At 70.6% G+C, this 12,043-nt stretch carries 11 protein-coding genes and 1 pseudogene; 5 read left to right on the forward strand and 7 right to left on the reverse strand.

The features are described from left to right. Window positions 1-17: 17 nt before the first annotated feature. Window positions 18-800: a thioesterase family protein gene (locus tag AB0I94_RS13215; protein ID WP_363309882.1), complete on the reverse strand. Its 783-nt coding sequence runs from the start codon at window positions 798-800 to the stop codon at window positions 18-20. 129 nt (window positions 801-929) lie between these two features. After that, window positions 930-2,180, reverse strand: coding sequence for an acyl-CoA dehydrogenase (locus tag AB0I94_RS13220; RefSeq protein WP_363309620.1), 1,251 nt, complete (start codon window positions 2,178-2,180; stop codon window positions 930-932). Window positions 2,181-2,394: 214 nt separating this feature from the next. Between AB0I94_RS13220 and AB0I94_RS13225 the strand changes: the two genes are divergently transcribed. Continuing rightward, the gene (locus AB0I94_RS13225) at window positions 2,395-2,616 is read left to right on the forward strand and encodes a hypothetical protein (protein WP_363309621.1); all 222 of its coding nucleotides are present in this window, start codon (window positions 2,395-2,397) and stop codon (window positions 2,614-2,616) included. A 94-nt stretch (window positions 2,617-2,710) separates the two neighbouring features. Here the strand turns inward: AB0I94_RS13225 and AB0I94_RS13230 are convergent, their stop codons facing one another. After that, a complete protein-coding gene (locus tag AB0I94_RS13230) occupies window positions 2,711-3,169 on the reverse strand; it encodes an Rrf2 family transcriptional regulator (protein ID WP_363309622.1) in 459 nt (152 codons plus the stop codon). A gap of 532 nt (window positions 3,170-3,701) precedes the next feature. Here AB0I94_RS13230 and AB0I94_RS13235 point away from each other — a divergent pair. The 4 genes from AB0I94_RS13235 to AB0I94_RS13250 all read left to right on the forward strand — a co-directional run bounded on the left by AB0I94_RS13235 (window position 3,702) and on the right by AB0I94_RS13250 (window position 9,973). Beyond that, the gene (locus tag AB0I94_RS13235) at window positions 3,702-3,929 is read left to right on the forward strand and encodes a type A2 lantipeptide (protein ID WP_363309623.1); all 228 of its coding nucleotides are present in this window, start codon (window positions 3,702-3,704) and stop codon (window positions 3,927-3,929) included. A gap of 95 nt (window positions 3,930-4,024) precedes the next feature. Next, a complete protein-coding gene (locus tag AB0I94_RS13240; RefSeq protein WP_363309624.1) occupies window positions 4,025-4,831 on the forward strand; it encodes an HlyD family efflux transporter periplasmic adaptor subunit in 807 nt (268 codons plus the stop codon). Further along, entirely contained in the window at window positions 4,828-7,113 is a 2,286-nt protein-coding gene (locus AB0I94_RS13245; RefSeq protein ID WP_363309625.1) for an NHLP family bacteriocin export ABC transporter peptidase/permease/ATPase subunit, read from the forward strand. The genes AB0I94_RS13240 and AB0I94_RS13245 overlap by 4 nt, the downstream gene beginning before the upstream one ends. 1 nt (window position 7,114) lies before the next feature. Beyond that, window positions 7,115-9,973, forward strand: a complete 2,859-nt coding sequence (locus AB0I94_RS13250; protein WP_363309626.1) for an NHLP bacteriocin export ABC transporter permease/ATPase subunit — start codon at window positions 7,115-7,117, stop codon at window positions 9,971-9,973. On the opposite strand, the pseudogene AB0I94_RS13255 reads toward AB0I94_RS13250, so the two are convergent. From AB0I94_RS13255 to AB0I94_RS13270, 4 genes and pseudogenes are all read right to left on the reverse strand, one after another. Beyond that, window positions 9,873-10,088 (reverse strand): annotated as a pseudogene (locus AB0I94_RS13255) (radical SAM protein); the annotation flags it as partial. The gene AB0I94_RS13250 and the pseudogene AB0I94_RS13255 sit on opposite strands and share 101 nt — an antisense overlap. Before the next feature lie 18 nt (window positions 10,089-10,106). After that, entirely contained in the window at window positions 10,107-11,282 is a 1,176-nt protein-coding gene (locus AB0I94_RS13260) for a serine hydrolase domain-containing protein (protein WP_363309627.1), read from the reverse strand. Between the two features lie 152 nt (window positions 11,283-11,434). Further along, the gene (locus AB0I94_RS13265) at window positions 11,435-11,557 is read right to left on the reverse strand and encodes a hypothetical protein (protein ID WP_363309628.1); all 123 of its coding nucleotides are present in this window, start codon (window positions 11,555-11,557) and stop codon (window positions 11,435-11,437) included. Between the two features lie 4 nt (window positions 11,558-11,561). Continuing rightward, the gene (locus tag AB0I94_RS13270) at window positions 11,562-11,909 is read right to left on the reverse strand and encodes a DoxX family protein (protein ID WP_363309629.1); all 348 of its coding nucleotides are present in this window, start codon (window positions 11,907-11,909) and stop codon (window positions 11,562-11,564) included. Window positions 11,910-12,043: the final 134 nt, after the last annotated feature.

A 12,043-nucleotide genomic window follows, 5' to 3' on the forward strand; every position in this document is an offset into this window, starting at 1 on the left:
GGGTTCGGCCGGACCGGCTACAGGGGTCGGACGGTGAGGATCTGCTGGGCCTGGCCGACGGGGCCGGTGATGTCGTGCAGGACCGTGCTGGTGATTCCCTGGCCCGTCGGGCCGAAGGTCACCGTGGTGTCCAGTCCCGTCCAGCCGCCTTCGGGCTGGCGGTGCAGGTGGACGGTGAGATCGACGTTGGGGAACATCCAGGCGGTGGGCGGCTGGCGTACGGCGATGCCGTTGGCGGTGTCCACGAGCGCGATGTACGACGCGAGCGGGCTCGCGGCCTGCCCGGCGACGAGGTCGAGCGGGGTGGAGATCCACGCTGTCGTACGGCCCGGCTGCGGGGGTGCGACGGGGCGGACGTCCACGGAGGCGATGTAGCCCCCCGGCCACAAGGAGTCCATGGGCCAAGGCGCCAGCTCCTCGGGAGAGGTGAGCTTGTCGGGGCCGCCGCCCTCGACGGTGCTGGTGTCGCCGGAGGCGAGGAGCCAGGCACGGGCCCGTACCACCGGGCGGTCGGCCATGAGCACGACGGCTTCGACCAGTTCGATGGTGCGGCCCGGCCGGACGGTCTCCACCTGGATCTCGCACTCGTCGAGGACCAGGCGCCCGAGGATGTCGAAGCTGATCCGGGACAGGACCAGACCGCTGCCGGACCGAGCGGCCAGGTACCGGTCGATGGCGTGGACGGTGAGGCCGCCGAGCGGGCTGAAGTGCTGCTCGTCGGTGTCCCAGGCGCCACCGGCGTGGGAGGTGGGCTTGTAGCGGTGTTCGTCGACGGGTTCGTAGTAGCTGCCGGTGTTCAACGCTGCTTCCCTCTCGCCCTTGCGGATGCGGAACGGGACGGCCACAGGGTGTCGAGCTGTACGGGGTCCCAGTACCCGAAGATCGTACTGACCGTGGAACCGGCCGTAGAGGGGAGCGGGCCGGGACCGCTAGGGGAGGCCGTTGAGGTAGTACTCGCCGATGTCGCGGAGGCGGTGTTCGGCGGAGCCGTGGGCCGTCAGGGCTCGGGCGTTGCGCCAGAACCTGTCGAGGCCCGGGTCGGCCGCGGGGGAGGGCGCGTCGGCGGTGAGTTCCAGGACGCGGGTGGTGACGTGCAGGGCGGAACGGGTGGTGACCGCTTCTGCCGCGGCGACGAGGAACGCGATGTCGGCACGCTCGTCGGCGCCGAGCGCGGGCCCCGCCTCCAGACCTCGGGCCAACGCCTCCGTCGCGCGATCCACGACCGCGGCGGCGCTGTGCGCGGCCGTCGCCAACTCTCCGTAGGCGAGCAGCAGATAAGGGTCCGCAGGGGGCGGGCCGCAGTCCCCCCGGGCGTCGAGAGCCGCCGACAGTGCGGGGCGCGGCAGGGCGCGGCTGATGTCCCGCGCCTCGGCAAGCGCGCCCTCGGCGTTGCCCAGGCCGACCTGGACGAGCAGGAGACGGCGGGTCAGTGGGGCGAGCGCGGTGAACGGCGCGATCTCGTGTTCGTCGACGGAGAGCGTGCCGAGCACCTGGTGCGCGGCCACCGGTACGTCGTCGTGACTGACGCCGCCCGCACCGTTCAGGCGCTGCCCGAGCAGATCGTGCGCCGGTTCGGCGTGGACACCCGGGTGGGCCGGGTCCACATGGACGACCACCCAGTCGCCGCTGTCCGTGCGCCGCACCGCATGGACGAGCCGGTCGGCGACGGCGACGCCCGCGGTCAGGGGTCGCCTGCCGTGCAGGAGGAATTCGTCGGCGGCCGGGGTGAGCGCGAGGTCGGTGCCTGTCTGCGCGTCCGGCAGTTCGATGTCACCGCCCCAGAGCCACTGCTCACGTACGGCGCGCAGTTCGAGCGCGGTGGCGTCCCCGGGTGCGGAGAAGAGGCGTGGGCTCCACGACAAGGCGTGGTGGTGCGCCAGGAGTTCGGCGATGGAGCTGTCCGCCGCCGCGATGTCCCTGATCGCCGTACACGCCGTGCGCCAGTCGCTGCCGCGGCGGTCCGGGCCGGCCAGGCCGACCGAGCCGTCAGAGTCGTCCGAGCTGACTGGTCCGTTCTGGCCGGGCGGTGCCAGGAGCGCAGGCAGTCCCGCCTCACGCAGCCGCGAGACCTCGTCGACCGGAGGCTTGCCCGCCCGGTCGCGCAGGTCCGCGTCGACGGCGAGGTCGTCGGCGACTTCCCGGACGACGCGCGGCGAGGCGGAGGGGATCAGCGTTGTCACGGGACGCCTCACAGATTCCTAGTTTTCCTACCTGATTGATAGGGATGGTGGGTGTGAACTCCTGTCGCGGCAAGGGGTTGTTCAAGGGGCGGACCATTCCATCTCGCGAGATGGGATCGGGAAGGCCGTCCCGCGAGAGGGCGCCGTCCGCCCATACCCGCAGCGCGCCGAAATTCGCTTACGGAAGCGCGGCCGTCATGTCTAGCATCCGGCTATGCCAAGGCCCTCAGGATTCACCTATGAGCAGCGTCCCGACGCCAGCGTGACAATCACCCATCACGGGCGCGAGGCCGGCACGCTGCGCGGTGCGCGCGCCGAGAAGTTCCTCGCCGAGGTCGACTCGGGCGATGCCCAGCTGGTCATGGCCCGCTGGACCGGCGCGTACAAGCACGGCAATGAGCGGGTGGCGCGCAACCACCCGCGCAACCGGCGTTGACCGCGCGGTTGAGGCCCGGTGGGGCCGGACGTCGTTCCGTCACGGAGGGCCGATCGACGTGCCCCGGGCCGGTTACCTCACCGAATGCGGGGAGCTAAGGGTTCGTCCAGGCCGCGGGGTCCGCGGCGAGCGCCGTGACCGGGGTGGGCAGTTCGGCGCCCGCGACATCGGCCAGCGACACGCCCTCGAGGATCTGGCGGACGTTCGCCCGCAGCGCGATCCACAGCGGCAGTAGTGATTCCGCGGGCCCGCTGTAGGCCAGCTCCGGCGGGCGTACGCCGCGTACCGACACCAGGGGGCCCTCCACGACCCGGATGACGTCGGCGATGCTGATGCTGTCGGCGGGCCGGGCCAGGCGGTAGCCGCCGTTGCCGCCGCGCTGGCTGAGTACGAGACCGCCGCGCCGCATGTCGTTGAGGATGCCTTCAAGGAACTTGTGCGGGATCTCCTGGGCGTCCGCGATGGCCTCGGCCTTCAGCGGCCCGTCGCCCTGGCACGCGGCGAGTTGCAGCGCGGCACGTACCGCGTAGTCCGCCCTGGCTGAGATCCGCATGGCCGCATTATGCTGCACCGCCCCGAACGGCACGTATCGCCCCCGGCCCGGTCTTCCTTCCTTCGTTCGTCCGATCCGCGCGTACCCAACGCCCGTACCCGCGGAAGAAGGTCGTGCCGTCCCCGCCGAAGAACGCCTCGGTGTCCCCTTCGGCCACGATTCCGCACGCCTTCAATAAACCTGCACATCGAATACGCAGCCCAGTCACGCCACTCGGCGAATACTCCACCCGCCGCCCTTGTGTATTGACCACAGAACTTTCGCTTTGGTGTGAGAGTGTCCGCTTTGGTGGAGGGAGTCCTTCCGCTCCTGGGATTTCCTCCTGTGAATCTTGTGAAGGAGATGCTCCCGAGCAGTGAACATGCCTGCACGCAGCGGCGATTCGATGCTGCGAGGGCCGTCGGCCGTCGCCACATCGATTGGATGTGCGACCTGCGAACGTGCTTTGATCCTGGCCACCGCGGAATTCGCACAGCAGGTTCCGCAGTGTTGGAAACACCTTTGCGACATTCATGAGAAGGGCAGCTCACACATGAACTACACCCCCCAGGTCGAGACCCTCGAGATTTCCGACGCCGACCTCGACAACGTCTCGGGTGGCCTCTCCGCCAACGCCGTCGGCACCGTGACCGGCCTGGTCGACTCGGTCGCCCCGGTCTCCTCCACCGTCGGCACGGCCGTCGGCATCGTCGAGGGCACCACCGGCCTGAACACGGCCCCGATCGCGGGCCTGGCCACCAGCACGGTCGCCGGTCTCTGAGTCTCGACCTCACTGAGACACCATTGATCCGTGAGCCCCGGAACATCCAGTTCCGGGGCTCACGGACGCCGTAGGCAAAGTAAGGGAAGCGCTCCGTGCAGTTCCGCCAACAGGCCCTGTCCAAACTGCAGTCGCCCGAGGAACTCGACCTGCCGGTGCGCTACGCCCGACCCCAGGGCCTGCTCGTACTCGCCGTCACCCTCGTCGTCATGGCCGCCGCGAGCGTCTGGGCCGTGACCGGCACGATCTCCTCCACACTCCGCGCACCCGGCATCCTCACCCACGGCCAGGGCAGTTACGTCCTGCAGAGCCCCGTCACCGGACAGGTGACGCGCGTCCTCGCCGAAGAGGGCAAGCGGGTCGCCGCGGGCGCTCCCGTGCTCAAGGTCCGTACGGACCAAGGAGACAAGGTCGTACGGTCCATCGCCGCGGGCCGCGTGACCACACTGGTCGCCAGGATCGGCACCGTCGTCACCACCGGCGCCGACGTCGCGACCGTCGAGCGCGTCTCGGGCACCGACGACCCCCTCCTCGCGATGCTCTACGTACCGGCGGACAGCGCGGCGACCGTGCCCGTCGGCGCCTCGGTGGACCTCACCGTCCAGACCGTTCCCACGGAGAAGTACGGCAAGCTGCGCGGCCACGTGAAGGCGATCGGGCGAGCCGCCCAGAGCGAACAGAAGGTCAGCGGATTCCTGGGGGACAAGGACCTGGCCAGGCAGTTCACCAAGGACGGACCGCCCGTGGCGGTCCTCGTGAGCCTGGAGGACTCCTCCGGCACCAGGTCCGGCTACAAGTGGACCTCCGCCGGCGGCCCGCCCTTCGCACTCGACTCCATGACCCTGGCCACCGGCGCCTTCCACCTCGCCGAGCAGCGCCCGATCGATTGGCTGCTTCCGTGACCGCACCGCACCCCTCCCCGGCGCACCAGCAGCAGCTGCCGCCCCCCGGCGGCCGCCGCAGACACCGCCCCGAGCCCCCGCAGCGCAGCCGCCGCCGGGCCGCGCCCCGCCCCGCGTCGAAGGGCAAGCGGCAGAAGACCGTCCGTACGCCCACGGTCCTGCAGATGGAAGCCGTGGAGTGCGGCGCCGCCGCGCTCGCCATGGTCCTCGCGCACTACGGACGGCACGTCCCGCTGGAGGAGCTGCGCATCGCGTGCGGCGTGTCCCGCGACGGCTCGCGGGCCAGCAACCTCCTCAAAGCGGCGCGCAGTTACGGCCTGACGGCCAAGGGCATGCAGATGGAACCGGGCGCGCTCGCCGAGGTCAAGGCGCCCGCGATCCTCTTCTGGGAGTTCAACCACTATGTCGTGTACGACGGCATGGGGCGACGCCTCGGCCGCCGGGGCGTGCACATCAACGACCCGGACAAAGGGCGCCGCTTCGTGCCCTCCGAGGACTTCGACACCAGCTTCACCGGTGTCGTCCTGGTCCTCGAACCGGGGGAGAACTTCCGTACCGGAGGCCGTAGGCCCGGCGTCATGCGGGCGCTCCCGGCGCGGCTGCGCGGCACCACGGGCACCATGCTCGCCGCGCTCTTCGCCAGCCTGCTGCTCGTCGCGGTCGGCGCGGCGCTGCCCGCGCTCAGCCGCACGTACATCGACCTGTTCCTGATCGGTCATCAGACGTCCCTGCTGGGCGCTCTGTTCGCGTCCATGGGCGCGATGGTGGCGCTCACGGTCGTCCTGACCTGGCTGCAACAGGCGAACCTGCTACGCGGACGCATCATCTCCTCGACGCTGAGCAGCGCCCGCTTCCTGCGCCACCTGCTGCGTCTGCCCGTCACGTTCTACGCCCAGCGCAGCCCCGCCGACCTCGTCCAGCGGCTCGCGTCCAACGACGCGGTCGCCGAGACTCTGGCCCGCGACCTGACGGCCGCGGGCGTCGACGGCATCGTCGTACTCCTCTACGCGGCCCTGCTGTGGACCTACGATCCCCAGCTCACCCTAGTCGGCGTCGGCATCGCGCTGCTGAACATCGTCGCGATGCGCATCGTCATCCGGCTGCGGGCCACCGGAACGCAGAAACTGCGCGCCGACAGCGCCAAGCTCACCAACACCTCGTACACCGGCCTGCAGTTGATCGAGACGATGAAGGCCACCGGCAGCGAGAACGGCTACTTCCGGCGGTGGGCGGGCCAGCACGCCACCACCCTGGAGGAGCAGCAGCGCCTCGGCGTGCCCAGTGCCTGGCTCGGTGTCGTCGCGCCGACCCTCGCGACGCTCAACAGCGCCCTGATCCTGTGGATCGGCGGCCTGCGCGCGGTGGAGGGGCACCTTTCGATCGGTCTGCTCGTCGCCTTTCAAGCCCTGGTCACCCGCTTCACCGCGCCGATCACCCGCCTGAACGGCGTCGCGGGCCGCATCCAGGACTTCGGCGCCGACGTCGCCCGCCTCAAGGACGTCGAGAACTTCCCCGTCGACACCCTCTACTCCCGCCCCGAACCGGAGGCGAGCACCCGCCGCCTCAAGGGCCACGTCACCCTCGACGACATCACCTTCGGCTACAGCCCCCTCGACAAGCCGCTCCTGACCGGCTTCTCGCTGTCGGTCGGACCGGGACAGCAGGTCGCGCTCGTCGGCGGCTCCGGCAGCGGCAAGTCGACCGTCTCCCGGCTGATCTCAGGGCTCTACAGCCCCTGGGAGGGCACGATCCGCATCGACGGACAGCGCCTCGAGGACATCCCGCGCGGCGCGCTCGCGGCCTCCGTCTCCTTCGTCGACCAGGACGTCTTCCTCTTCGAGGGCACCATCCGCGACAACGTGGCGCTGTGGAACCCCTCCATCCCGGACGACGCGGTCGTGGCCGCCCTCAAGGACGCCTGCCTGTTCGACATCGTCGCCCGCAGGCCCGGCGGCATCCACGGCCGCGTCGAACAGGACGGCCGCAACTTCTCGGGCGGGCAGCGCCAACGCCTGGAGATCGCGCGAGCCCTGGTCCGACGCCCCAGCATCCTCGTGCTCGACGAGGTCACCAGTGCCCTGGACGCCGAGACCGAGCAGGTCATCATCGACAACCTGCGCCGCCGCGGCTGCGCCTGCGTCGTCATCGCGCACCGTCTGAGCACCGTGCGCGACAGCGACGAGATCGTCGTCCTCGATCACGGCACGGTCGTCGAGCGGGGCCGCCACGAGCAGCTGGTCGCCGCGGGCGGTCCCTACGCCGACCTGGTCAAGGAGCACTGAGGTGACCTCGGTACCTGAGCAGTACACCTCCTACAGCGGCGATTCGGTCGCCGCCGCCTTCGGCGCGCTCGGCACACCGGCCGACTGCACGGGGCTGAGCAGCGTCCACCTCGAAGGCCCGCAGGTCCTGTGGCTCGTCGTGGCCGGTGCGCTCGACCTGTTCGCGGTGGACGCCGTGCAGCAGGGCCACTGGCACTTCCTCGGCCGCCTCGAACCGGGCACCCTGCTCCTCGGCCCCGTCGAAGGCCCCCAGCACACCCTCGTCGGGCGCCCCCTCCAGGGCTGCGAGCTGCGCCGGATCCCGCTGCGTGAGCTGTACCGCCCCGACTACGGCGACACCTGGGCGTACGAGCAGCAGTACCCCAGTCAGTACGACACCCAGGACGCGTCCCTGAGCCTGCTTGAGCACGCCTTCGCGCTCGGCATCGGACGCAGCCACCGGGTGCTGTTCGAGGCGCCGCTCGACGGCCGCACCATGGCCGACGACGTCGCGACCGACGACGACATCCTCTGGATGCCGGTCGCCCCGGGCAGCGTGCAGTACGGCTCCGCCTACAGCGCCGAGGCCGCGGGGGACCTGCTCGTCGACGCCGCGATGTGGCAGCGCATGGTCAACCAGCAGTACCGGCTGCTCTCGACCCTCGACCGCTGGATCGAACGTCTGGAGCGGGCCCACGAGGACCGCACGGCCGCCGGCATCAAGGCGGGCGAGACGGTCCGCGAGCAGGCCGACCGGACCCTGATCGCTTCCATCGGCCGCTCCGGCAAGGGCGGCGCGCGGCGCACCGAGTCGCGGGGCGGTGACGACGCGACGTACGCGGCCTGCCGCCTGGTCGCCGACGCGGCGGGCATCACGCTGTCCGGCCCGGCGCAGGGCGGTGCGGTCAGCGACCGGATCGACCCGGTCGAGCAGATCGCCGTGGCCTCGCGCGTCCGCACCCGTGCCGTGCGCCTCGACGGGCGTTGGTGGCGCGAGAACGCGGGCCCCCTCGTGGGACACCGCGCGGCGAGTGGGGCGCCGGTCGCGCTGCTGTGGCGGCGCGGCGGCTACGAGTCCGTGCACCCCACCTCCGGTCGGCGCACGCGCGTCGACAAGACCAACGCGCAGGAGTTCGAACCGCAGGCGGTGATGTTCTACCGGCCGCTGCCGGAGCGGTCCCTGACGCCGTGGCGTCTCTTCCGCTTCGGCCTGCGGGGCACCGGCGGCGACGTACGCAATCTCGCGATCGCCGGTCTGGTGACGGTCGCGATCGGGGCGCTCGTGCCGATCGCGACGGGCCAGGTGCTCGGCGTGTTCGTCCCGAACGGCGAGAAGAGCCTCATCGTCCAGGTGTCCCTGGCAGTGATGATCACGAGCATCGTCTCCGCCGCGTTCATGCTGCTTCAGAACCTCACCATCCTGCGGATGGAGGGCCGCATGGAGAGCACCCTCCAACCAGCGGTCTGGGACCGGCTGTTGCGGCTGCCCACGCGCTTCTTCGCCTCCCGGTCCACCGGTGAACTGGCGAGCGCGGCGATGGGCGTCAGCACGATCCGCCGGGTCATGTCGGGCATCGGTCCCGTCGCGCTTCAGGCGGGCACGATCGGCGCGATGAACCTGGTCCTGCTGCTGCTCTACAGCGTCCCGCTGGCCCTGGCCGCGCTGGCGATGCTCACCGTCATCGCGGCCGTGTTCCTCACGCTCGGCCTGTGGGAACTGCGCTGGCAGCGTCGGCTCGTCGAGCTCTCCAACAAGCTCAACAACCAGGCGTTCCAGACGCTGCGCGGCCTGCCCAAACTCCGCGTCGCCGGAGCGGAGAGCTTCGCGTACGCGGCGTGGGCGGGCGAGTTCGCGCGCAGCCGGGAGCTGCAACAGCGCGCGGGCCGCATCAAGAACGTCACGACGGTCCTCAACTCGGTCTATCTGCCGCTGTGCACGCTCATCATGTTCATCCTCCTCGCGGGTCCGGCCCGCGGCAGCCTCACGGCGGGGGAGTTCCTCACCTTCAGCACGGCGGTGACGATGCTCCTGACATCCGTCACGCAGCTCACCGGCACGCTGCTCTCGGCGGCTGCCGTGCTCCCGATGTTCGAGCAGATCAAGCCGGTGCTCGACGAGGCGCCCGAGGTGCGGGGCGCGAGCACGCAGCCGGGCGAGCTGCAGGGCGAGATCGAGACCCGCGCACTGTCCTTCCGTTACGCGGACGACGGCCCCTTGGTCCTGGACGACGTGTCCCTGTCCATCAGGCCGGGCGAGTTCGTCGCGATCGTCGGCCCCAGCGGCTGCGGCAAGTCGACGCTGCTGCGCCTTTTGATCGGCTTCGACAAACCGGTCTCAGGCAGCGTCCTCTACGACGGTCAGGACCTGTCGGCCCTGGACCAGGCCGCCGTACGCCGCCAGTGCGGCGTCGTCCTGCAGAACGCGCAGCCGCTCACCGGATCGATCCTGGACTGCATCTGCGGCGCCGAGACGTTCACGCAGGAGGAGGCGTGGGAGGCCGCGGCGATGGCGGGTCTCGCCGAGGACATCAAGCGCATGCCGATGGGCCTGCACACGATGATCTCCGGCGGCGGAGCCGTCTCCGGCGGCCAGCGCCAGCGTCTGATGATCGCCCAGGCCCTGATCCGGCGCCCGCGCGTCCTCTTCTTCGACGAGGCGACCAGCGCCCTGGACAACGAGACACAGCGCACGGTCATCGACAGCACCCGGGCCCTGAACGCCACCCGCATCGTCATCGCCCACCGTCTCTCCACGGTCATGGACGCGGACCGCGTGATCGTCATGTCGGAGGGCAGAGTCGTGCAGCAGGGACCCCCCGCGCAGCTGCTGGCGGATACCGGCGGGCGGCTGCACGAGTTGGTGCGGCGGCAGATGCGGTGACGTGTGCGGGGATCCGTTCCAGGACACCGCTCGCGAAGACGTCGTACAACGGCAGCGTCTCCAGGTGGACGTAGCCGATGTGGCAGTCGCGGACGGCCAGCGGGCAGGCGCGGGGCCTGGAGCGCCTGCCGCCTCAGGTCCCGGCCGCGTACCGCCAGAAGTCCCGCATCAGCTCGGGGAAGCTGGGACCGCCCATCTGCAACTGGCTGAACATGACGGTGACCGCGCCGGTGGACGGTGTGATGTGCGCCGTCGTGCCGGTTCCGCCGACCCAGCCGTAGCGCCCCGGCACGCTCCACGGTTCGGCGGCCTCGACGTCCACCGCGCCGCCGAAGCCCCAGCCCATGCCTTCGAGGAAGAGACCGGCGGACTCCCGTTCGGCTGTGGTGAGGTGGTTGGTGGTCATCTGCCGCACCGAATCGGGCGAGAGCAGCCGACGTCCGTCGGCCGTCCCCTCGGCGAGCAGCATCCGCCCGAAGGCCAGCCAGTCGTCGACGGTCGAGACGAGACCACCGGCGCCGGACGGGAACGGAGGCGGACTGCTCCACTGCCCGTCGGGGGCGTCGAGCAGTTCGAGTCCGCTGCGGGGGTCGCGTTCGGGCCCGGCCTCGGAACCGGCCGCGTAATAGCTGGTGAACCGGTCGAGCTTGCCGGGCGGCACCGCGAACGCGGTGTCGGCCATCCCCAGCGGCTCGAACAGCCGCTCCGCCAGGAACTCGGGCAGAGGCACACCCGTGACCCGGGAGACGAGTACGCCCTGGAGGTCGGAGCTGAGGTTGTAGAGCCAGCCGTCGCCCGGCTGGTGCAGGAGCGGGATCCGGGACAGGGCGGCCATCCACGCATCCGGTGCGGGAACGGCCTGAGGTTGCGGAGGGCCTTGCTTCAGCTCGCTGAAGAGCGGCGCGAGCGCGGGCAGCGAGAAGTCGGACGGGAATCCGTATCCGGTACGGGAGGCGAGCAGGTGGAACACCGTGATGGGACGGACCGCGGGAACGACGTCGTCCAGTGGTGAGTCCGGAGCGCGGACGACGCTCGGCGACGCCAGCTCCGGGAGCCACTCCCGGACGGGGGCGCCCAGTGCGATCCGGCCCTCCTCGACCAGCATCATGACGGCGGCGGCGACGACGGGTTTGGTCAGCGACGCGATGCGGAAGATCGAGTCCCTGGCCATCGGAGCGGTGCCCTCTACGTCGACGGACCCGACGGCCGCGACCTCTTCGGCCCGGTCACCACGGGCCACCAGGCCCACCACTCCCGGCACGGAGCTGTTGCTGACGTGCGTCTGAAGAGTCTTGCGCAGATCGGCCATGCGCCCACCATCTCAGTCCGTATGTGCCCTTGAGCGTCATTTCGTGCGCTCGTCACGCCGGCAGGCGGCTCCCTCTCCCGGCGGCCGTGGCTCGTACGCAAAGCCCGGCCTGCCGGGTGGGGGCGGTGTGGGGGAACCACCCGCGCGGGGGCTCAGACCCCCATGTTCACGTCGACGCAGGCGTAGAAGGCGTTGGAGGTGTCGGCGATCTTGTTTCCGTCGATGAAGTACTGCCAGGTGTTGGTGGCGTGGGCCGCCGTCGACTTGTCGTTCATGAGGTCAGGCGGCGAAGCCCAGGACCAGGGCGCCGACCACCGGCGCCATGTACAGCAGGGGGAACGGGATGTGCGCGTACCAGCGGGCGCGGATCACGGTGACGACGGCGCCGGTGAAGTACAGCGCCAGGCCGATCCCGGCCGCGACACCGATGGCCGGCACGAGCAGTCCGACCAGCAGACCTGCCGCCCCCGCGGCCTTGGCCGCGCCGAGCCAGGGCAGCCACGAGAAGGGGACGCCGTAGTCGGCCATGGGCTCCACGACCCACTTGGCGCGAAGGAAGACGGAGACGGCCGAGAAGCCCACCATGACGGCGGCCAGGACGGTGACGACAACGAAGGCGGTGGACATCAGGAATGCTCCCATCGGGGGTGCCGGGCCGGACTCGCTCCGGCCTGGCGTCTGTCTGCAGTGCGTCACTGCTCTGACGGGCCGCGACGCGGGAATGTGACCGGCGGACGCCGCTTGCGGTGTGACCTGGAGCA

Origin of the sequence: Streptomyces sp. NPDC050147, from assembly GCF_040660195.1 — a bacterium.
In the GTDB taxonomy this organism is placed as follows: Bacteria; Actinomycetota; Actinomycetes; order Streptomycetales; family Streptomycetaceae; genus Streptomyces.

Excerpts from the sequence above, each read along its gene's own strand:
- AB0I94_RS13225 (WP_363309621.1), top strand. The coding sequence starts at position 2,395 with ATGCCAAGGCCCTCAGGATTCACCTATGAGCAGCGTCCCGACGCCAGC.
- AB0I94_RS13230 (WP_363309622.1), bottom strand. The coding sequence starts at position 3,169 with ATGCGGATCTCAGCCAGGGCGGACTACGCGGTACGTGCCGCGCTGCAA.
- AB0I94_RS13235 (WP_363309623.1), top strand. The coding sequence starts at position 3,702 with ATGAACTACACCCCCCAGGTCGAGACCCTCGAGATTTCCGACGCCGAC.
- AB0I94_RS13260 (WP_363309627.1), bottom strand. The coding sequence starts at position 11,282 with ATGGCCGATCTGCGCAAGACTCTTCAGACGCACGTCAGCAACAGCTCC.
- AB0I94_RS13265 (WP_363309628.1), bottom strand. The coding sequence starts at position 11,557 with ATGAACGACAAGTCGACGGCGGCCCACGCCACCAACACCTGGCAGTAC.
- AB0I94_RS13270 (WP_363309629.1), bottom strand. The coding sequence starts at position 11,909 with ATGTCCACCGCCTTCGTTGTCGTCACCGTCCTGGCCGCCGTCATGGTG.